This is a genomic window from Endozoicomonas numazuensis, assembly GCF_000722635.1.
GTDB classification, from domain to species: Bacteria; Pseudomonadota; Gammaproteobacteria; order Pseudomonadales; family Endozoicomonadaceae; genus Endozoicomonas_A; species Endozoicomonas_A numazuensis.
This window is the reverse complement of sequence record NZ_JOKH01000003.1, coordinates 579,066-600,375: the sequence shown is the minus strand read 5'-3', so window position 1 is coordinate 600,375 and position 21,310 is coordinate 579,066. Positions and strand designations below refer to the sequence as shown.

Annotated in this window: 12 protein-coding genes and 8 tRNA genes; 14 read left to right on the top strand and 6 right to left on the bottom strand. The window is 47.8% G+C overall.

Annotated features, from left to right (window positions below; translation table 11 throughout):
• The first annotated feature begins 146 nt into the window (after window positions 1–146).
• The 8 genes from GZ78_RS15375 (at window position 147) to GZ78_RS15340 (ending at window position 2,598) form a co-directional block, all read left to right on the top strand.
• Window positions 147–222: transfer RNA gene (locus tag GZ78_RS15375), tRNA-Glu, on the top strand.
• Between the two features lie 1,170 nt (window positions 223–1,392).
• Window positions 1,393–1,468, top strand: a tRNA-Ala gene (locus tag GZ78_RS15370).
• A gap of 42 nt (window positions 1,469–1,510) precedes the next feature.
• Window positions 1,511–1,586: transfer RNA gene (locus tag GZ78_RS15365), tRNA-Glu, on the top strand.
• Window positions 1,587–1,623: 37 nt separating this feature from the next.
• Window positions 1,624–1,706 (top strand) — tRNA-Gly (locus GZ78_RS15360).
• Window positions 1,707–1,740: 34 nt separating this feature from the next.
• Window positions 1,741–1,823, top strand: a tRNA-Gly gene (locus GZ78_RS15355).
• Between the two features lie 34 nt (window positions 1,824–1,857).
• A tRNA-Gly gene (locus GZ78_RS15350) sits at window positions 1,858–1,933 on the top strand.
• Between the two features lie 471 nt (window positions 1,934–2,404).
• A tRNA-Ala gene (locus GZ78_RS15345) sits at window positions 2,405–2,480 on the top strand.
• A gap of 42 nt (window positions 2,481–2,522) precedes the next feature.
• Window positions 2,523–2,598 (top strand) — tRNA-Glu (locus GZ78_RS15340).
• A 106-nt stretch (window positions 2,599–2,704) separates the two neighbouring features.
• Here GZ78_RS15340 and GZ78_RS15335 read toward each other — a convergent pair.
• Window positions 2,705–4,507: a long-chain-acyl-CoA synthetase gene (locus GZ78_RS15335; RefSeq protein WP_034837692.1), complete on the bottom strand. Its 1,803-nt coding sequence runs from the start codon at window positions 4,505–4,507 to the stop codon at window positions 2,705–2,707.
• A gap of 232 nt (window positions 4,508–4,739) precedes the next feature.
• Here GZ78_RS15335 and GZ78_RS27575 point away from each other — a divergent pair, with 232 nt between their 5' ends.
• Together GZ78_RS27575 and GZ78_RS15325 are read left to right on the top strand one after the other, a co-directional pair.
• Window positions 4,740–5,768, top strand: coding sequence for a helix-turn-helix domain-containing protein (locus GZ78_RS27575; protein WP_161787402.1), 1,029 nt, complete (start codon window positions 4,740–4,742; stop codon window positions 5,766–5,768).
• The gene (locus GZ78_RS15325) at window positions 5,692–7,695 is read left to right on the top strand and encodes a patatin-like phospholipase domain-containing protein (RefSeq protein ID WP_161787401.1); all 2,004 of its coding nucleotides are present in this window, start codon (window positions 5,692–5,694) and stop codon (window positions 7,693–7,695) included. Before GZ78_RS27575 ends, GZ78_RS15325 begins: the two co-directional genes overlap by 77 nt.
• Here the strand turns inward: GZ78_RS15325 and GZ78_RS15320 are convergent.
• From GZ78_RS15320 to fba (GZ78_RS15300), 5 genes are all read right to left on the bottom strand, one after another.
• Window positions 7,692–8,564 carry a hypothetical protein gene (locus GZ78_RS15320; RefSeq protein ID WP_152558761.1) on the bottom strand — a complete coding sequence of 291 codons (873 nt, stop codon included), beginning with the start codon at window positions 8,562–8,564 and terminating at the stop codon, window positions 7,692–7,694. The two genes, GZ78_RS15325 and GZ78_RS15320, sit on opposite strands and share 4 nt — an antisense overlap.
• A 385-nt stretch (window positions 8,565–8,949) precedes the next feature.
• On the bottom strand, window positions 8,950–9,855 hold the full coding sequence (locus GZ78_RS15315) for an ROK family protein (RefSeq protein WP_034837685.1): 906 nt from the start codon (window positions 9,853–9,855) through the stop codon (window positions 8,950–8,952).
• Between the two features lie 225 nt (window positions 9,856–10,080).
• On the bottom strand, window positions 10,081–11,145 hold the full coding sequence (gene fba, locus GZ78_RS15310; RefSeq protein ID WP_034837681.1) for a class II fructose-bisphosphate aldolase: 1,065 nt from the start codon (window positions 11,143–11,145) through the stop codon (window positions 10,081–10,083).
• Window positions 11,146–11,204: 59 nt separating this feature from the next.
• Window positions 11,205–12,086: a hypothetical protein gene (locus GZ78_RS15305; RefSeq protein WP_152558760.1), complete on the bottom strand. Its 882-nt coding sequence runs from the start codon at window positions 12,084–12,086 to the stop codon at window positions 11,205–11,207.
• A 211-nt stretch (window positions 12,087–12,297) separates the two neighbouring features.
• Window positions 12,298–13,155: a class II fructose-1,6-bisphosphate aldolase gene (gene fba / locus GZ78_RS15300; RefSeq protein ID WP_034837676.1), complete on the bottom strand. Its 858-nt coding sequence runs from the start codon at window positions 13,153–13,155 to the stop codon at window positions 12,298–12,300.
• Window positions 13,156–14,050: 895 nt separating this feature from the next.
• Here fba (GZ78_RS15300) and ptsI point away from each other — a divergent pair.
• The 4 genes from ptsI to GZ78_RS15275 all read left to right on the top strand — a co-directional run bounded on the left by ptsI (window position 14,051) and on the right by GZ78_RS15275 (window position 21,001).
• Window positions 14,051–15,760 (top strand): phosphoenolpyruvate-protein phosphotransferase PtsI, encoded by a 1,710-nt coding sequence (gene ptsI / locus GZ78_RS15295; RefSeq protein WP_034837673.1) that lies wholly within the window; start codon window positions 14,051–14,053, stop codon window positions 15,758–15,760.
• 183 nt (window positions 15,761–15,943) lie between these two features.
• Complete coding sequence (gene adhE / locus GZ78_RS15290; RefSeq protein ID WP_034837671.1) at window positions 15,944–18,562, top strand: bifunctional acetaldehyde-CoA/alcohol dehydrogenase; 2,619 nt, start codon at window positions 15,944–15,946, stop codon at window positions 18,560–18,562.
• Window positions 18,563–19,002: 440 nt separating this feature from the next.
• A complete protein-coding gene (gene nagE, locus GZ78_RS15285) occupies window positions 19,003–20,385 on the top strand; it encodes an N-acetylglucosamine-specific PTS transporter subunit IIBC (RefSeq protein ID WP_169741423.1) in 1,383 nt (460 codons plus the stop codon).
• A gap of 358 nt (window positions 20,386–20,743) precedes the next feature.
• Window positions 20,744–21,001 carry an HPr family phosphocarrier protein gene (locus GZ78_RS15275; RefSeq protein WP_034837665.1) on the top strand — a complete coding sequence of 86 codons (258 nt, stop codon included), beginning with the start codon at window positions 20,744–20,746 and terminating at the stop codon, window positions 20,999–21,001.
• The last annotated feature ends 309 nt before the right edge of the window (window positions 21,002–21,310 follow it).

The window sequence follows — 21,310 nt, the reverse complement described above, 5'->3', positions numbered from 1 at the left end:
CGAGTCTCGTTTCCCGCTCCAATTTAAAGAGTGTGAGAAACTAAACCTGAGTAAGGTTGGGGTCGTCTATTTATAGCAAGGGCGAGTCTCGTTTCCCGCTCCAAATTAGGCTTTATGCACACTAAAGCATAAAGACACAGAATTGTGTCCCGTTCGTCTAGTGGCCTAGGACACTGCCCTTTCACGGCAGTAACAGGGGTTCGAGTCCCCTACGGGATGCCATATCAGAAAGTCCGATACTGAAAAGTATCGGGCTTTTTTTTTATGGTGCGCCGTGTATGGCGCGTAGCGCCAACCGGCGCTGTTCCAGTATGCATGGTGGCGGCTGGATGACTTGGAGGTGAAAGTCATCCATCGACCCGGCACCAACAGTAGGCGCTTTAGGCGAGGGGAACGATTAGCCGAACGGCAAGGGTGTCCATCGCGAGGTGGAATCTGAAGAAAGCTGAAGGCAAAACACTGGCCCGACGAACAGAAATCGCATAGGAGGCGGTCGCAGTGGGTGAGAAGGCCAATAGCTTCAATACCCAAAGGGCACAAGAGCCCGATACTTGCACGGAAACTGCGGACGTAGATGCGGCAGGAAGGTCACGCGCATTACCTCGGGAGGTCTGTATCCCTGTCACTGGCTATTAGCATCGTGAGGTATTGAGATGGGGAAGCAGAAGTCAGCAGACGCCATAGTAGGCTTGTCACCGCAAGCTGAAGGGCTGAACCTGTAAATGATGTGAAGTAAGCGATCTCTGACTGTTTAGAACAGATGCTCGAAAGAGGCCTTTAAATCCGAATGAGTGGAAGACAGTATCTGAAGCTTGGATTGGGTGTTTATTGGACAGCAGGCGGCGTATTACAACAAAAGCTGAGTTTGCAAGAACCGCCGTGGTACGGAACCGTATGCCCGGTGGTGTGAGAGGACGGCGGCGGCAACCCCGCCTCCTGCTCGATCCAAAAATAAACAAAGATAATTTTAAACGCTGATATCGTCTGGGTGGCTACTTCCTGGGCTACTTTGCTATGCCTGAATGCGCTCTGGAGCGTTGTGTGACTTTATTGAGTTGCACGACATTAAGTTGAACGTTCGGATTTCCACAGAATAACAAGCAAGAGAAGCAAGGTGGCACGATTAGAAATTTTGCTACTCCGGCAGTCCGAGAGTGTGAAGGGGCTGTCTACAAGGATCCAGCGGGTAACGCTCTCAGGGCCCTTATTCGTGACAAGTATGAGAAGTTTGTTAATTCCGTTAAGAATAAGTTTCAGAATTGATTTATGGAAGTTGACATAGGGCGGGTAAGTCCATAGAATTCTGCCTCGTTCGCTGGTGCAGGTCGGTCATTCAGGGAGTCATTTTATTGATTCTGAAGATGAGGTCTGTATGCTTGAACACTTGATTTTGGGGCTATAGCTCAGCTGGGAGAGCGCAACACTGGCAGTGTTGAGGTCAGCGGTTCGATCCCGCTTAGCTCCACCAAAATTAGCACTTTCATTATTTGGAAGCGCAAAAAGATAGTGTGTCCCGTTCGTCTAGTGGCCTAGGACACTGCCCTTTCACGGCAGTAACAGGGGTTCGAGTCCCCTACGGGATGCCATATTCAGACTTTGAAGATGTCTTAAAATATCTTCATTGCGGGAATAGCTCATTGGGTAGAGCACAACCTTGCCAAGGTTGGGGTCGCCTCAGAGTTAAAGAGTGAGTCTCGTTTCCCGCTGCGGACTTTGAAGAAGTCCTAAAACATCTTCATTGCGGGAATAGCTCAGTGGGTAGAGCACAACCTTGCCAAGGTTGGGGTCGCCTCAGAGTTAAAGAGTGAGTCTCGTTTCCCGCTCCGGACTTTGAAGAAGTCCTAAATTATCTTCATTGCGGGAATAGCTCAGTTGGTAGAGCACAACCTTGCCAAGGTTGGGGTCGCGAGTTCGAGTCTCGTTTCCCGCTCCAAATTAAAAAAAACCAGTCGTTTGACTGGTTTTTTTATGCCTGTAGGAAATGTGCATGACTTCAAGCAGAAGTGCATAGCAAGCCAAGGTTGGGGTCGTCTCTCTATAGCAAGGGCGAGTCTCGTTTCCCGCTCCAAATTAAAGAAGCCAGTCGTTTGACTGGTTTTTTTATGCCTGTAGGAAATTCGTTAAACCCGATACCGTTCGCACTGAGCCTGTCGAAGTGCATTACCAGTATCCTTCGACAAACTCGTCATCTATACCCATCGCCTTTCAAGATGCTACGTTGTTGCCAGCATTCGCTCACCCTGATCACCTACTACTTGTAGGCTCACAGGGCTTCGCTCACTTGTCGTTTAGTAGCATCTTGAAATCCAATGGGTATATAAGCATTAACGTAAGCTGCACTAAGTTCAGTAAAATCTACTACTTGATCGTTTAGAAAATAACTGCATAATACGCATCAGATTTTGGGGCTATAGCTCAGCTGGGAGAGCGCAACACTGGCAGTGTTGAGGTCAGCGGTTCGATCCCGCTTAGCTCCACCAAAATCTACGCTTTCACTGTTCGAGAGCGTCAAAAGATAGTGTGTCCCGTTCGTCTAGTGGCCTAGGACACTGCCCTTTCACGGCAGTAACAGGGGTTCGAGTCCCCTACGGGATGCCATTTAAAGAAAAACCAGTCCGTTGTGACTGGTTTTTTCGTTTCAGGGTATTTCATCTGTCTGATCGGGAGAGAAGAGCCGGCTTATTGAGCAGGCTTTCACTATTAATCAGGCTTTCTTCTCAAAAGGTTTGATGTTGATTTTCTGCAGTGCATCGGTGCTGTACTTCACATACGTCTTCTCTATAACGTCCTGGACATAAAGCTCATCTTTAAAAGAGTTCGGGCAATATCCCTGTTTCTGAAGATCCACCTTGCGCAGTTTGAATGTTGCGGTCAGGTCAGACTGCTCTGCAATTCTTATAAAAAGAGGCATCGCATAGTGGGGGAGGGCTCTCATGGCTTTGTGATAAAAAGCTTTACCATCGAACTGCTCTCCACTCTTAAGTTGAATGGCTGCCATACCGGCGCGTCCTTCGTGACCAGGTACGGCCACACCGTATATATTGATCAACTCGGCGGGGTCATAGGAAGACAGAGCGTCACTGACTTCGGTGGTGGAAACGTTCTCGCTTTTCCAGCGAAAGGTGTCTCCGATGCGATCGACAAAGTAGTAATAGTCTTCTTCGTCGCGACTCAGCAGGTCGCCTGAGCGGAACCAGGCATCTCCTTCGGTAAAAACGTTACGAAGTATCTTATTCTCAGTCGCTTCAGCGTTGGTGTAACCTTCAAACCGGCCGGCTGCGAGACCGGGTATATTAAGAATCATCCCCAAGGCTTCACCCACATCTCCGGCTTCTGCTTCTACGTGAAATCCGTTCTCATCTTTGACGTGACAGTCATTTTCAAGGTCATATTTAACCAAGCGCAGATTGGACTTATCCTTGAAGGGAATACGACCAACACTTCCTGGTTTGCAGTCCACATTAATGATGCCGCAGTTGGCTTCTGTGGCTCCCCAGCCCTCGTAAATCTCTACATCACCAAAACGTTCCAGAAAGCGCTGCCAGATTTCTGTGCTGACGCCTGCCCCTGTCATGCGTTTGAGAGTGTGCTCTTTATCGTTATCTTGTTCGGGCTGGTTCACAAGGTAGCGACAGATCTCACCAATATACTGCGTGGTAGTCACGTTGTGTTGACGAACATCTTCCCAGAAGCGGGAGGCAGAAAACTTTCTCTTAAGGACAATGCTGGCATTGGAGGACAGTGCATTTGATACCAGAGACATGCCTGCTGCACCGTGGAAAAGGGGGAGAATACAGTAGAAAACATCCTCGTCGGTCATGTGTAACAGTTTTCTCCAGCCATCACCCACGCCCAGCCAGCGCATATGACTGATAATGGCGGCTTTGGGTAAGCCGGTGGTGCCAGAGGTAAAGACATAGAATAAAGGCGTTTCGCCAATAATGTTTTTTCTCAGGCCTTCTGGCAGAACGTTTCTGCTGACTGTTTCCAGGGCGGGCTCTACGGGTTCGGCATTTGCTGGAATGTTCTGTGTTTCGCCGTCCGATACAGACCAGACTCTGATCTCGTTTATCGTATCGGCAACCGAGGTGTACAAGTCTGCACACTCTGCTCCCAGAAACAGGCATTTGGATGAGGTTTCCTGCAAGGCATGGGACAGTGCTGCTCCGCGTGCCTGGGTGTTTATCAGCGCTGCTGTTATGCCTGCTTTCGCCAGGCCCAGCCATGCATAGAAAAACTCGGGACGGTTCTCAATCATGACCGCACCGGTATCACCGGGCTTCAGGCCGCCAGCAAGAGCCAGTTTGCTGTACTGGCTGGCTTTTTTATTGAGTTGAGAAAAAGTAACCGTCTCGTTCTGGTAGATCAGGAAGGTTTTATCCGGATAAACTTCAGCCAGCTCTTCGAAGCGATCACTGACGGTGTAGCTTTGCTCCGGAGTGTGTCGTGTTGCACCTGCACCCTGCAGATTGAGTCGTGCCTGGGTTTCTTCTCTTGAAACAGTCATCGTTCTTGTTCTTCTGTGTTATCAGGGTTTATTGTCTTAACGTTATCTTATAAATAGTGGGTGAAGCTTCAATAGCCAAAAAGATCATGAAGGGTGTTCATATTTATCATTTTTGCTTTAATATGCCTACATTATGGGGCGGTTCTTATGGGGCGGTTCTTTTCCTTTTGGTCATCCTTGATAGCGTCAGTGAAGTAATAATAAGTATGAGTGGTCTATTATGCAGCGGCAGATGCCTTCACGATTTGCACAAACAATACTAAGACTGTTGCAAGATGATTCTCGTCGCATGCAGGCAATGGATCTGTCTGGCGTTAACACTGAAAAGATGGCGGCAGAATGTATTTCTTTGGAGGATTACTGTCGTTTATTTCATGAGGTGGTTTTCCAGATTCAGGCCGAGCTGCATGGTGATGAGGCTGAAAAGGTTCGACGTTTTAGCAGTTATCAGCTGCTTTTGGAGTCCATGACCCAGGCTGAATCACTGCAAGAGGCTTTGGACAAGGCTGACTGCTTCTTCAAGCGTATGAGCTTTGCCAAAGCGGGCATTTCTCTGGAAGATGATACTGACTCTGCACTGTTGACGTTTGAGTTTCCCCAGAGTGAAACCGGCCATTTAGAAGCTTCACATTTTTCTATGGATGGCCTCGGCTGGTTGCCCGGTTTGATAGGCCGTTCTACCGCATTATGGATCTGGTGGAATATTGCCGGTTGGTTGATTGGAGAGTCTATTCCACTTGAGAAGGTGTATTTTGAAGATCCATGGCCTGAGCCGTTAGAAAAGTATGAAGCACTGTTCGATGCCCCTGTCGCCTGTCTTTCCCCTTCTTCATCCTTGCGTTTTGATTCAGCCTATCTGTGTCGGCCAATTATTAAGGATCAAAGGGATGTCCGGCAGTTGATGTTGAACTTTCTTCAGGGGCTATTCGATGTGCGGTACAAGAATCGTTCGCTGGCTGTCAGAATCGAAGAGTATCTGGGAGTGAGTGGGGGTGAAATGCCCACCTTAAAATCGCTGGCAAGTGCATTTAATATGTCGGTGCCCACTTTGCACCGACACCTTCAGAAAGAAGATACCCGTTATCAGGTGCTCAAAAATCATCACCGGCGCAGGCGGGCTGAGCAGATGCTCGCCAAAGGACGTCTATCGATTGGTGAGATTGCAGTGCAGTCTGGTTTCTCTGATGCAGCAGCATTTCATCGCGCCTTCAAGAAATGGACGGGTGTTACCCCGAATCAGTTTCGTCTGGAGGCTGGCTGATGGATTAGGGCAGCCAAACGTTAGTGCTCATACATACTCTGCTCATCCTGAACTTATCGAAGGGTGTTGGTCATGCACTTCGACAGGCTCAGTGCGAACGGTATTGGGTATCACGCCATTGCACTATGGATTAGCATGCTGGCTTAGTCTGGTTTTTGGTCGCCAAAATTCCTTGATTCCTTTTCTGGCGGAAATGATTTTCTGCGTTTATGCCCGCTTTGGCTATATTGACTCTTCTCTTTACTATCAGAAAGAAGAAACTATGTATTGGAGAGCGCTGTTTGTTGTCGGGACTCTGGTCAGTGGTGGGCTGCAGGCCAGCGTGCTGGAGGTCTATTCTCAGCCGGATGCGGTGTTTAAAAGTAATGCTTCAGGGGAAGCTGATTCTGATCGTCTGGACAATGCCGCTTTTTCGAAGGAACTTAATCACCGTGGCAAGGGCAAGTTAGGGGTTTGTATCTCGGGCGGTGGTAGTCGCTCTATGGCTTTGGCCAGAGGGCAGATGGCAGTCATGAGGGAGTATGGCATTGAGGAGCAAATATCCGACTTGTCTCTGGTTTCCGGGGGAGCCTGGTTTGGTGTCAGCTATTACAGCAGTGATATAGAGGATTCACTGATTTTGGGGGAACGGGTCAGCAATCCAGAGGATTTGACTTTGGATTCTGCTGATAGCAAGTGCTCCAATGATGACAGCCGAGATTGTGATGAGGAGGACACTGTTTCTTTAAAAAAGAATCTCCATATCATGACTAATAACAGTTTGGGTCAGACTCATCAGCAGTTTTCCAGCCTTCCAGGCTTTATCGTTTCTTTTGTCGCAGGCACTTTGGCAAGGCGCCTTGATGGCTCTCATGTCTGGAGTGACTTTCTCAACCAGAGTTTAAATGGCCGGTTCAAAGTGCCACTGAGTCATGATTTCTTTATCCGCAAAAGAGTGGACATGAGCATCATTATCAATGCTCTGCTGAAAAATGGAGAGCAGTACTACCCCTTTGAGATATTGCCTGATGAAGTGCGGATTCGTTCTTTTGTCGATGGGTTCCAGGCTCGCTCTTTGAAGCTTTCTGAATTTGGGTTGGTGGGAGAGGATGTTAATGGAAGAGAAAAAATCTCTCCGATGAGGGTTCAGGATGCATTGGCGGCCAGTAGTGCCAACTATGCTAATTTTGTCTGGGAACCTCTCAATTATTTTGTACTTCCTATTTATAAGTTCGCCGAAGATTCCTCGATGCCGAATGGGTGGAAACCAGACTGCCAGCTGATTGACGGTGGTTTTCTGGATTACCTGGGTATCATGCCTCTGCTGGCTAGAAAATCAGAACGCATCATAGCTTTCATTAATACTGGCATTCCTATTCGTTCAAAAGTTCTGGTGAGCGGTGAAGACCTGGTTGGGATGGAGAAGGCATTACCAGCCCTCTTCGGAATTCAACCTGATGAGAGTCTGGAAGAAGACGCCTACCTGTTGCTGAAGAGCTCCAGCAAGAAAGATCGTTACAAAGCGCTGCAATTAAGTCAGGTCTTCGAGTCGACCCACTATGTCAGGCTTGCTGAGCAGTTATTGGCGAAGAAAAAAGCCGGTGATCCTGCGGTGGTTCTTCAGAGAGGCCTCAAGATTTTATCAAACGACTTTCATGGTATTCAGGGTGGTCATACGGTGGATGTGCTCTGGGTCTATAACGAGCTGCCAGAGAGGTGGTGGGCAAGATTGGATCAAAGCATCAAAGATTGTCTCAAGGGTAATCGATTCGGCAACTGGTTCAGAGGTTGTTACACGACAAACACTGAGTTTCCCCATTATAGCGCGGTTGTGGACCTTCATCTGCCAGCCCTTCAGGCCAACCTCCTGTTCTATCTTGCTTCATGGGTATTGGAGGAGGCTGAAAGGACTGATCATGTGTTGAGTCGATTTATGGACTCTTATTAATCATTATCTATAAGTACGAACATTTCTTCTACCTGCTTGGTGCAACTGGCGTTCTTGGGGGCAGAGGCCAGAGCAGGGCAATGTTCATGGTCATGTTCGCCAAAGAAGTAGGGAATCCAGGAGGTTGAGGTCGTGTAGGCGTTCATCCAGATCAGGCCGTAGAAGGCTATTTCTTTGGCTGCATGGAGCTTGTCTCCGAGTGTGGTAGGCCAGGAGCTGATGGCCTCAAGCACATCCGGTGTTTCTAGTTTCAATTCAATAATGGTGCTGACAGCATCTGCCGCAGTTTCTTTGGCGCTGAATTCGTGGTCATGATGAGTGTTACTGGTATGCAGGCCGTGTTTATAGATTTCCAGAGAATTCCAGCTCATACCCAGTGCCATCAATGGTAAAGCATAGAAGTTGTTGGACAGTTGATAGTTTTTCCAGATTTTCAGATAGATCATGCTATGAAAGAAGATCTCAACCAGGTTGCCACCGTTGTACAGAGCATAGGTCATAAGTTCTGATAAGGAATAATCAGGGTGCTGATAGATATCGTTATTGATAAGTACTATTGGGTAGCCTGGTATTTCGATGGCACGGCTACTGGAAGTGGCTTTTTTTGAAAGAGCTTTGCAGTCTGGAAAAGGTGTTTTTGCAGAGGCTTTCTGTGTGGTTTTCTGAGTAGCGTTGTCAGTGCTTTCTTCGGCAGTTGATCGGCATGTATATTCTAATGTGTTAGGGGGAACGAACACTGTCTTTTCGAGAAACGGACCTTCTTTGGTTTCCAGAATAGTTTTGCATTCCAGGTGTTTCGGGAAGTGATAGGGGTCGAAATGATGGCGATCCCGCATGGCCTCATGGCAGCTTTCATGGGCTTTACTCATCTGGATATCTTCATTAGCTTGTACTGACGTATGAAAATAAAAGCTGAGTAATGCAATAAATTGAATCCTGCGTAGGAGGGTGATTCTCACTGAGCGGCTGGCGTTTGAAGATTTTATGTAGCCCGGGTGTCCTGCAAGCCTCTGGGAAGGAATCATTAGTACCTCTTTCTTATTAGATGAAAATGATATGAAAGAAAGCGTAGACCCTTTTTAGATGTTGTAAAAAAGAATGGTTCTTATTTTTATTTTCTTAGAAAGAAAACACGCCTTTAATCGAGACTCTTTTTTAGAGGTCATTGAAGAGCGCTGTGATTTTGATGATTATTTGTTTAAGTTTAAGACGACATAGCTGGTTGATCTTTTCAGTTATATCGCCTTTTCAGGATTATGCGTTCAGCATGGCTGCTCCGCGTACACCACCGGCATCACCAAATTTCGCTTTACGAACTTCTGGCTGTTGTCCCATGTTCAGTGTGTACTTCTGAAGCAGTGGGGGAATCAGCTCATAGAGTTCATCAAAATTCGATAGACCGCCGCCCAAAACAATGACACCTGGGTCCAGAATGTTAATCATGGCGCCCAATCCGGATGCCAGTAATTCACAATATATTTCAACTGCGCGTTCTGCTTGAGTATCGTGGCGACGAAACAGCTGAACTATGTCCATACCTGACCGTACTTCGCCTGAAACATGTTTGTACGATAGCTCCAGACCTCTGCCTGACAGATAGTTGTCCAGGCAACCGTGCATGCCACAGCCACACTGAACAATCGGGAAATCTTCACCAGCCAGTTTGAATACATGGTAGGGCAGCGGGGTATGTCCCCATTCACCGGCCAGGTTGTTCCTGCCATCATGGAGTCTGTTGTTAATGTAAAGGCCGCCACCACAGCCGGTACCAAGAATGACGCCGAAAACGGTAGGAATTTTATCGCCTGCTCCGCCAATGGCTTCTGACAATGTAAAGCAGTTGGCATCGTTTTCAATGTTGATGGGGCGATCTAATAACAGTTCAAGGTCAACCTGAAGGTTCTGGCCATTGGCGCAGGGGACATTGGCACACTGAGCCTTACCGGTGTCGGGATTAACAAACCCCGGAATACCAATACCAACGCTCCCCCGGGTGTTTAACTCACGATCGGTTTCGATAACCAGTTCCCGGATGGCATTTTTAAATGCATCGTAGGAGTCGGTCGGTGTGGGAACGCGTTTGCTGGCGAGTTTGTTGTGCTCATGATCAAAAATCGCCAGCTCCATCTTGGTGCCACCGATATCTAAACCATACAGCATGGCTCACTCCTGAATCTGTTGAAATGTCTGCGATAAAAACAAGCCTGCACAGGTTTTGCAGAGTAATAGAGTGCGGCTCGAATGCGAGAGCAGTATCGCGATAAAAAGGGTGCGGTGTTTTATAACATTATTTATCAGTTGAGTTTAATGATTTAAGGCAGTTTGAGTGTAAAAAAAGCCAACCTCAAAAGAGGTTGGCTTATAGAAGTATATTAAGCTGGAGGTTTAGCGAATTTTCGGGTTCAGTTCGCCTTTACCGTAGCGAATGAACATACCTTCCAGGCTGGTGGTGCTGATTTTTGAGCCCTGACCAGCGGCGCCAAAAGCTTCATAGCGCTGGATGCAGATATCTTTCATGGCTTTAGTGGCCACTGCAAAGTATTTACGAGGATCAAATTCAGAAGGGTTTTCGGTCAGGAAGCGACGAATAGCGCCGGTAGATGCCAGTCGCAGATCGGTATCAATGTTTACCTTGCGGACACCATGACGAATACCTTCCTGAATCTGTTCAACCGGTACGCCGTAGGTTTCAGGGATTTCACCGCCGTTGTCGTTGATGACTTTCAGCCATTCCTGAGGAACGGACGAAGAGCCATGCATAACGAGGTGTGTGTTGGGGATTCGCTGGTGGATCTCGCGAATGCGATCAATCGCCAGAATGTCGCCTGTCGGTGGGCGAGTGAATTTATAAGCACCATGGCTGGTACCACAGGCAATAGCCAGAGCATCAACGTGAGTGGCTTTTACAAATTCTGCAGCTTCATCCGGGTCAGTGAGTAGTTGATCGTGTGACAGGGTACCTTCAGCGCCAACGCCATCTTCTTCACCGGCTTGTCCGGTTTCCAGAGAGCCCAGACAACCCAGTTCGCCTTCTACAGAAACGCCACAGGCATGGGCCATTTCTACGGTGCGGCGAGTCACATCAACGTTGTACTCATAGGTGGAAGGCGTTTTACCATCGTCTTTGAGGGAGCCGTCCATCATTACAGAGCTGAAACCAAGCTGGATAGAGCGCTGGCAAACAGCCGGGCTGGTACCATGATCCTGATGCATAACCACTGGAATGTGAGGGAACTCCTCTGTGGCTGCCAGGATCAGATGCCTTAGAAACGGGGCTCCTGCGTATTTTCGGGCGCCGGCAGAAGCCTGAACGATGACAGGGGAATCTGTCTCGTCGGCAGCTTCCATAATTGCGCGCATCTGTTCAAGGTTGTTGACATTAAATGCGGGAACGCCGTAGTGGTTCTCTGCGGCGTGGTCGAGCATTTCACGCAAGCTGATCAGGGCCATTGCCTGCTCCTGCTAATCAAAAAGGGGGGGTGGTTGAATTCGGACGCTATTATCCCTGTTTATTGTAAGTGGTGCAAAAACTTGTGATGGTTTGAGAGGTTTGGTATGGCACTCGATACGAATAGAGTGAGCAACAGCTGAACGGCTCTTAGTGCCCCGTGGGTATTTGAGAAACTGTATTGGCTGGTGTTCCGCTTCTTTGAGGGTGGGTTTTGATGAACAGGAGATTCAGTAGGTGTTTGAAAACCCTGCTCACCTTCATCTCTGATGACAGTGGCAACCGGTTTTTTCTCTTCCTGGGGCGGCTGATCGTCAACTCTTTGCAGAGTGTATGAGATCTTGCTTGAATCAATGTCGAAGACTATTTTGTCGATCTGTGTACCATCGTCAGATAGATGAATGTTAACGCTGATGTAAGTTGTGCTGGAGCCTGATTTGTGGAAGCGAGCAGAATACACAGGCTGTCTGAAGCCTCTGTCCAGGAAGGCTGAGGTGACGTGATAGGTAAATTGTCTGGTATGAACGGTTTTTGTTGTTTTTTCTCCCAGTGTTTTTACTTCTTCATAAATGATGCGCAGTACCCAGCTCAGCATATTTAAAAAGTTAAACTGTTTGTTTCCACTCCCTGATTGGTTCTGTTGTAATATGAGGTCGCTGCCTCTTTGGGTGAATTGGGTGGTTGAATGATAAGCCGGTGGGGAGGCCGAGGCTTGAGGCTCAGTAACAGTCAGCACCAGCTGCTCGGAAGATGGTTGATGAGCCGTGACTGCTACCACTTGATCAAGCTGAATGTCGTAGGTTGATGATGAGTTTTTCTTGAGTTTCTTTCCGGTGACCTGATAGGTGCCAGAGAGTGCTTTATCATAGTTGGCCTGTACTACTCTCGTTTCAAGAACTGACATCACTAATAAACATGCAGAAATGGCAATACCCTTGAGCATGAGGCTCTCCATGAATGGTTTGGACTAATTGAATACTTGTTCAGATTAGAAAGGGATAAGCAAACTACAAGTTTTAGGTTGTCAGCAGTTTTTTTAATAAGAGTCGTTAGTCTTATAGTTTGTTTTTAAACCGGAGTGGGGCAGTCGGTGAGGGGGGCGGGTGGCTATTGCAGATAAGCAGCCCGGCAGGTTGAACTACCGGGCCAAAAAATCAGGCTTTGCCTTCAGAACCGAACTCACGGATTTTACCCATGACGGTTTCAACAATAGCTTCTTTGCCTGGGCCGATGACTTTACGTGGGTCGTAAACTTCAGCGTCGCTGGCCAGAACCTTGCGAACCATGTTAGTCCAGGCGATCTGGTTTTCTGTGTTCACGTTGATCTTGGCGGTGCCACGGCTGATGGCATTCTGAATATCCGCAGTAGGTATGCCTGTGCCACCGTGCAGAACCAGAGGAACCGCGGTGAGTTCTTTAACCTGCAGCATTTCTTCAAAGCCCAGGTTTGGCAGGCCTTTATAAGGACCGTGTACAGAGCCTAAAGCGGGTGCGAGGCAGTCAACACCCGTGCGCTCAACTAGCTCTTTACATTCCTGCGGGTCTGCATAGATGCAGTTGTCTGCAACTACGTCGTCTTCCTGACCGCCAACAACACCCAGCTCAGCTTCTACAGAAACACCACGAGCATGAGCGTATTCAACAACGGTTTTGGTCATGGCAACATTCTCTTCGAATGGGCCGTGAGAACCGTCGATCATTACGGAAGAGAAGCCTGCTTCGATGGCTTCTTTACACTTTTCAATGCTGGAGCCATGATCCAGGTGGATAGCAACAGGAACAGTGATCTCCATGCTCTCGATGAGGGCGTTGACCATGGCAGTAATGACCTTGAAGCCACTCATGTAACGAGCAGCACCCTCAGACACGCCGAGAATAACAGGAGACTGGGTTTTCTGGGCGGCGGTCAGAATAGCCTGAGTCCATTCCAGGTTATTGATGTTGAACTGGCCAACTGCGTACTTACCTTCCAGGGCTTTCTTCAGCATTTCAGTCATGGGTACCAGTGCCATAAAGGTTTCCTCGATCAGTGGTAGGGGGCTGACTCTGAATCAGATGATGCGTTATTCAGATATTTAACTGGATAACACTTTCTGTTCCGGATCTTACAAACTGAGTTGTTTATACCGTGTCGCAGGTTAATTCAGAGACTAGAAACTTGGCTTGCCTGAAGTCTAACAAAAAAACTTTATCTTTCTCCAGTTATAAAAAAAGACAGTTTTAAGAATTGTTTCAATTTACTGACGACTTAGACATATTCAAGAAGCTTGTCGAAGCAAGAGCCGGGTTCTCTATTCATTAAAATAAGTTTGTCGCCTAATGAAAAGAGGTTTATTAAAAACGGTGATAGCCATCTTTATATTTATTGACGTATGTCGTGCAAAACGCTCATTAATTCCCAGTTTGCAAGGCCTTAGGTAGTAATGCGTATGTTGGCTGGAAGTCAATCCTATTAAGGTGTGAAGCAATTTTTCGTAAGAGTGTAGATGGTTTTTGGTGTTTCCTGAAAGAATGTGTCAAGCATTCTAATTGGGATAGGTGTGCTAATTACGATCACACTTTCTGAAGCAAGCATTGATATTAATGATTGAACTCGTTTGTTAATGAAAAAACATTATATAACAATTGATTTCATATGACGTGAAAGCTTTTGAAAAAGATTGTTGATAATGGTTATTTGAATGGGATTAATTCATTAAACGGCAGGCGGTTAATTAGATGATGCACTATCTTGGAATTGATCTGGTTATAATTGGTGACGCTTTCCATGAACTCCATATTTAAGTGCGCATCATGAAATGATTCGTCGGTCTTTGTCAGAATTTGTGCGATTGATTGCCGGTCGTATCAGGTGGGTTAATAGACTGATGCATCGGCAGCTGAATAACTCTATGAGTGGGTAGGATCATGTTTTCAGGCATCATTGCGTCTTCAGGCGTGGCCATAGGTAACGCCTTTGTACTGAAAGAGGTCGAAATACAGATCAGCGATGGCGTTCTGGATAACTCTGAGGTTGAAGCGGATATTACTCGCTTCAAGCATGCCAGGGATCGCACCGTTGAACAGCTGGAAGCCATTCGCGACAAAACAGCAGGCAAGCTGGGTGAGGAAGAGGCTGAAGTCTTTGAGGGCCATATTCTGGTAGCTACTGACGAAGAGCTGGAAGAAGAGGTTGTTTCTGCTATTCGCGCCTTGAAGCCTGCAGATGCGGCACTGAATGAAGCGATCCAGGCCAATGTTAGCATGTTGGAAGAACTGGACGATCCTTATCTGCGCGAGCGCGTGGCGGATATCAAGGACGTAGGTCGTCGAATGCTGAAAAATCTACTGGGTATTCCCGTGACTTCTCTGGAAGAAGTTGATGAGGGGTCCATAGTGATCGCAGATGATCTGACACCTTCTGATACCTCGCAGATCGACCTCGACAGAGTCTGGGGTTTTGTGACTAATGTTGGGGGGCGTACTTCTCACTCTGCCATCATGGCCCGTTCTCTTGAGTTGCCTGCTATTGTCGGAGCCAAAGTGGCAACGGACAGAATACAGAATGGTGACCGGGTCGTACTGGACGCCATTAATAATAAGGTGCTGATCAACCCTGACGCTTCAGCCCTTGATTATTACAGAACGCTCCAGAAACAGCTGGATGAAGAGCGCAGAGAACTGGCGAAGCTGAAAGATCTCAGCTGCGAAACGCTGGACGGTAAAGCGTTTGAAGTCTGTGCCAACATTGGTACGGTCAAAGATGTTGAGGGTGCAGACCGTCATGGTGCTGAAGGGGTAGGTCTCTATAGAACTGAATTCCTGTTCATGGATCGCACCCATATGCCTACAGAAGAAGAACAATTTGAGGCATACAGGGCTGTGGCTGAAGCCGTGAATGGCAACCCGGTGATTATCCGTACGCTGGATATAGGTGGTGATAAAGAGCTGCCCTATCTGGATTTGCCTCAGGAGTTAAACCCTTTCCTCGGCTGGCGTGCTATTCGCATGTGTTTTGACAAGCCCGAAATTCTTAACACTCAGCTGCGAGCTATTTTCAGAGCGAGTGCCTTTGGTAAGCTGAAAATTATGTTTCCGATGGTGATTTCCGTGGAAGAAGCTCGTCGTCTGAAGGCGATGGTAGGTGCGGTTAAAGCCGAGCTCAGCGGTGAAGGCGTAAGCTTTGATGACAATGTTGAAGTCGGGATTATGGTTGAAACCCCTGCTGCAGTGATGATAGCGGATCTGCTGATTGAAGAAGTGGATTTCTTCAGTATCGGAACTAATGACCTGACCCAGTATGTGCTGGCAGTGGATCGTGGCAATGAAATGATTGCAGATCTCTATGACCCAATGGCTCCAGCCGTTCTGCGTTCTATCAAACGAGTCATTGATTGCTCTCATAAAGCCGGAAAGTGGACCGGCATGTGTGGCGAAATGGCGGGTGATGAGCGTGCGGCGCTTATTCTGGCAGGTTTTGGGTTGGATGAATTCAGCATGAGTGCGACGTCTATTCCCAAGGTCAAAAAAGTGCTCAGAGAGCAACGCTATACAGATCTTCAGGGGCTGGCTGATCAAGTGTTGAGCCAGCTTACTACAGAGGATGTTCAAGCGACTCTGGATGCATTTATCGGATAACAAAAGGGAGCCATTGGCTCCCTTTTGTTTTTTATGCACAAAGCAAGAATGAACAGGTAAGAATGAACAGAATAGACGGGTAAAGCAAAGATCCCGCAAACCCGAAGATTCGGACACAGGGCCGAAGGGTGAAAAGTTTCGAACGAATAATGTTTCAATAAACGACAGTGTGAGGTAATTCTCATGGCAAGTGATAAACCGGTAGCGAAGGCTCAGGAGAAAAAGCAGGGAGGTGTATCCGATGTGGACATGCAGCTCGATACTCTGCTGAAGAGGGCGAAGGGAGCCAGGGACAAGTTTCTGAAGCTAAATCAGGAAGATGTGGACAGAATAACCCGGGCTATGGCTCTGGCAGGTCAGTCTGCTCATATGGAGCTGGCCAGAATGGCCGTTGAGGAGACCGGAAGAGGAATTCTTGAAGATAAGGTGACAAAGAACATCTTTGCCACTGAATATATCTATCACTCTATAAAATACGATAAAACCGTAGGAGTGATCGAGGATAATGAAGAAGAGGATTATATGCTGGTGGCTGAGCCAGTGGGTGTAGTCTGTGGTATCACACCTGTGACCAATCCCACTTCAACCACCATGTTCAAGTCCATCATTTCTGCGAAGACACGAAATCCGATTGTCTTTGCTTTTCATCCTTCTGCTCAACAGTGTTCTAAAGAAGCCGCAAGAATTGTCCGTGATGCTGCCATTGAAGCCGGGGCTCCTGAGGATTGTGTGCTCTGGGTAGAACATCCATCGCTGGAAGCGACTCAGAAACTGATGACTCATCCTGAGATCTCGGTGATTCTTGCAACTGGGGGATCCGGCATGGTGCGTGCCGCTTACTCTTCAGGTAAACCAGCTCTGGGTGTAGGGCCGGGTAATGTACCTTGTGTCATCGACAGGACAGCCAATATCAAGCAGGCAGCTAATGATTTGGTGCTGTCCAAGAGTTTTGACAATGGCATGATTTGCGCTTCTGAGCAGGCCGCTATTGTACACGACGAAGTTTATGCTTCTTTCAAGGAAGAAATGAAGAAGCTTAATGTCTATTTTACATCGCCACAGGAAACCAGCCATCTTGCTGAAGTGGTGATTATTGATGGTCATGTAAACAGTAAAATTGTTGGGATGAAGCCGTCAGACATTGCTGAGATGGCTGGGATCAAAGTGCCGGAACAAACACGGGTTCTGGCAGCTGAAATAGAAGGGGTTGGACCAGATTTTCCCTTATCACGGGAGAAGCTCTCTCCTGTCCTGGGTATTCTTAAAGCCCGAAATACTCAGCATGCTATTGAGCTGGCCGACCAGATGTTGAATTTTGGCGGCTTGGGGCATTCTGCCGTTTTACACTCTCAAAGTGATGAAGTGGTCGATCAGTTTTCTCTGGCTATGAAAGCGGGGCGAATCATTATTAACTCCCCTAGTACTCATGGCGCTATCGGAGATATCTATAACACCAACATGCCTTCCTTGACACTGGGTTGTGGTACTTATGGTGGCAATAGTACGACCTCTAATGTTTCAGCGGTCAACCTGATCAATGTTAAGCGTGTAGCCAAACGCCGAGTGAATATGCAGTGGTTCAAACTACCCAGAAAAATTTACTTCGAAGCGAATTCTTTGCAATACCTTGAGAAAATGCAGGACATCTCTCGTGTGTTTATTGTGACTGACGAAGTGATCCAGAGTCTGGGGTATGTTGAGAAGGTTCGGTATCATCTTGGAAAACGTCAGGTGCCGGTTCAGGTTCGGGTGTTTAACCAGGTTGAGGCTGATCCCAGTCTGGCCACTATTCGGGCTGGAGCGGAGGATATGGCGCGCTTTAATCCGGATGTGGTGATTGCTCTGGGTGGCGGTTCACCGATCGATGCAGCCAAGGGTATGTGGCTGTTCTATGAGCAGCCAGAAGCTGACTTTGCCGGTCTGGCTCAAAAGTTCTTTGATATTCGCAAGCGGGTCTACAAGTTTCCCAAGCTGGGTAAGAAGGCCAAAATGGTGGCTATTCCTACGACCTCTGGAACAGGCTCCGAAGTGACTTCCTTTGCGGTTATCACCGATAAGGAAAAAGGGGTTAAATATCCTCTGGCGGATTATGAGTTGACACCTGATGTGGCGATTCTGGATCCGAACCTGGTGTTGACGGTGCCCAGGAAAGTGACCGCAGATACCGGGTTGGATGTGTTGACCCATGCTTTGGAAGCCTATGTTTCTGTTATGGCGTCAGACTATACCGACGCTCTGGCAATGAAAGCGACTCAGATGGTTTTTGAGTATCTGCCACAGTCCTATGAAGAGGCCGATAAGCGAGCCAGAGAAAAAATGCATAATGCCTCCTGTATTGCGGGAATGGCGTTCGCCAATGCTTTTCTGGGTATAAATCATTCTATGGCGCACAAGTTAGGGCATGAGTTTCATGTTCCCCATGGATTGGCCAACGCCTTGTTGTTGCCTCATGTTATCGAGTACAACGGGTGCCCTAATCCATCCAAGGTGGCTTCTTTTCCCAAATATGATCATTACATAGCTCATGAGAAATACGCAGAGGTGGCCAAGGCGTTAGGGTTACCTTGTGGCACTATTGCAGAAGGGGTGAGCTCCCTTGCTGATGCGGTGCGCCAATTAATGACGCGTGTGGGAATGCCTCTCTCCCTGAAGGAGTTGGGCATTTCTGAAAAAGAGTTCATGGAAAAGGTGAAAATGCTGGCCGATCATGCTTTTGAAGATCAGTGCACAACGGCTAACCCAAGAATGCCTCTGGTTTCCGAACTGGAAGAGCTGTTGAAGAAGGCTTATTACGGTAAGTAACTCTTAGATCCGCTAATAAAATGCGCTGGCAGACCTTGTGTTGTCAGCGCATTTTTGATTTGAAGGTACTGCAGTTTGCCTGCTTGCCTGAGGGTAGCTACTTTTTATTGGGGCAGGATTATTTCTGAGCTGCCTATAGGGAGGTGCATGTGCTCAGTTATAGAGGGCTGGCAGCTTTGTCTATTGGTAGTGGTTGTAATTGCAGAATGGTTGTCAGCTCTGTGTTGTCTTATGAGTGGTTCTGTTTACTTTTTTGCTCTGGGTCAATAACTGATTAATCTCTTTACGAAATCTTCACAATGTGGTTGAACGGGTAACTTGCAACCGGTTACATTCCCACCCAAACCATACACTGCCCATGGAGAGTCTGACGAGCTTAAGTTCGGTAGCTTCTTGATTGCGGTTTGTGGAATGACGTTGATATTAAAGGGGTGACTACTTTGAACATTCTTGGCTATATGCAGAGACTGGGTAAGGCATTGATGCTGCCCATTGCTACTCTGCCTATCGCAGCGTTATTGCTGCGTCTGGGTCAGCCTGACCTGCTCGGTATTCCGTTTGTTGCGGAGGCGGGTAATGCCATTTTCAGCAACTTGCCTCTGCTGTTTGCCATGGGTATTGCAGCAGGTTTGTCTAAAGACGATGCCGGCGCGGCCGTTCTGGCCGGTGCGGTAGGTTATTTTGTCCTGACTGCCGGGGCCAAGACCATTAATGCCGACATTGATATGTCGTTCTTTGGTGGCATTATCGCCGGTATTATTGCCGGACACAGCTATAACCGTTTTCATACGGTGGCTCTGCCTCCTTATCTGGCGTTCTTTGGTGGTAAGCGACTGGTTCCGATCATGACAGGCCTGATTGCTTTGGCGATTTCTGTCGTGGCGGGTTATGTATGGCCTGCTATCCAGTCCGGTATCGATGCGTTTGCAGTGGGTGTCTCTGAATCGGGTCCCATTGGTCAGTTTGCCTATGGTGTTCTTAACCGTGGTTTGATCCCTGTGGGTCTGCACCATGTTGTGAACTCTGTATTCTGGTTTGGTTATGGTGAATTCACTAACGCTGCTGGTGAGATTGTAACCGGTGATCTGCCTCGCTTCTTCGCGGGTGATCCTACTGCTGGTACTTTCATGGCCGGCTTCTTCCCGGTGATGATGTTTGGTCTTCCTGCCGCTGCCTTTGCCATGTATCTGGCCGCGCCCAAGGAAAATCGTGCTCGTGTGGGAGGTGTCCTGCTGTCTGTCGGTGCAACAGCCTTTCTGACGGGCGTTACTGAACCACTGGAGTTCATGTTTGTATTCCTGGCGCCGGGTCTTTATGCGGTTCACGCAGTGCTGGCGGGTCTTTCTCTGGTGGTGACCAATATGTTTGGTGTGCTGCATGGGTTTGGCTTCTCTGCCGGTGCTCTGGATATGGTCCTTAACTGGGGACTGGCGACCAAGCCACTGACCCTGGTGTTCATTGGTCTGGCATTCTCTGTTATCTATTTTTGTGTATTCTACTTCTCCATCAAGGCCTTCAACCTGAAGACGCCAGGTCGTGAAGATGAAGAGCCTGAGCAGATTGAGTCTGCAGCTGATGCCAAAGGGTCTGAGCGTGCAGCCCGTTATATTGAACTGCTGGGCGGCGAAGAAAATCTGACATCTGTTGAGGCATGCATTACCCGTTTGCGTCTGACTCTGGCCAATCGTGATCTGATCGATGAGGCTGGTTTAAAGGCGATGGGCGCTAAAGGTGTCGTAAGGCTGGGTGATAATAACCTTCAGGTTATTCTTGGACCTCAGGCTGAAATTATTGCCGGTGAAATAAACGCTAAAATGGCCTGAGAGCCTCAGATGTCTGACTGAGCTCAACGCTGGGTCAGACGTCAGGTATTTTGCTCTGGCTCAATGAAGGTTCTGATTTTCTTTCTATATGAAGCGTTTTAGTGGAAAGTGCGGATACCTTTTTGGTCAGGGCTGTCAGATTCTTGAGCTATAGCGTGGAGGCTACTTACAGTGGGCTCTACAGACCGAATGACTGAGTAAGTCAGTATTTCCTGCCGGCCTCTGTACTGGAATTCAGGCAGAGCTTCTGAGTGAAAGTGGCCAGATAGTGTATCTTTACTCTGGTGCATTTGTTTCAGAGTCAGGTCATTAAGCTTCCCGATGCCTGGCAGGTGCTCATGTTACAGAGAGAGCGAAAATGTTTAAGAAAGATGTTGTGATCACTGCTGAGAATGGCCTTCATACTCGTCCGGCTGCTCAGTTCGTAAAAGAAGCCAAGACGTTTGAGTGTGACATTAAGCTGGAAGCGAGTGGCAAGCAAGCCAGTGCCAAAAGTTTGTTTAAACTGCAGACTCTGGGCCTGACACAAGGCTCAACAGTGACCATCATTGGTGAAGGTGATGGCGCTGAAAAGGCAGTTCAGCATCTGGCTGAGTTCATCGTGACATTGAAATAATTTCGCGGTAAAAAATGCCTGTAATAGTCAAGCTGTTACGGGTATTCTCTAAGAAGTATTACGTACTGATCGCAGACAATGGGTCAGGGCGCCGTCATCCAGACCGAGACGTGTTTTCAGGTATAGTTAATGGATGGCGGGTAGGTAGCGCAACACTGAGTCAAAGTGTTAGGTGTTGTTACCTGTTGAAATACGTGGGGAGTCTCCATCAGATTGCCGTCTGAATGAAGAAATCCCGCTATTTGTGTACTTTTAGATGTGTGCACAACGATCTACCAGGAAGAGATTCGCTGGATAATGATGTTTTCG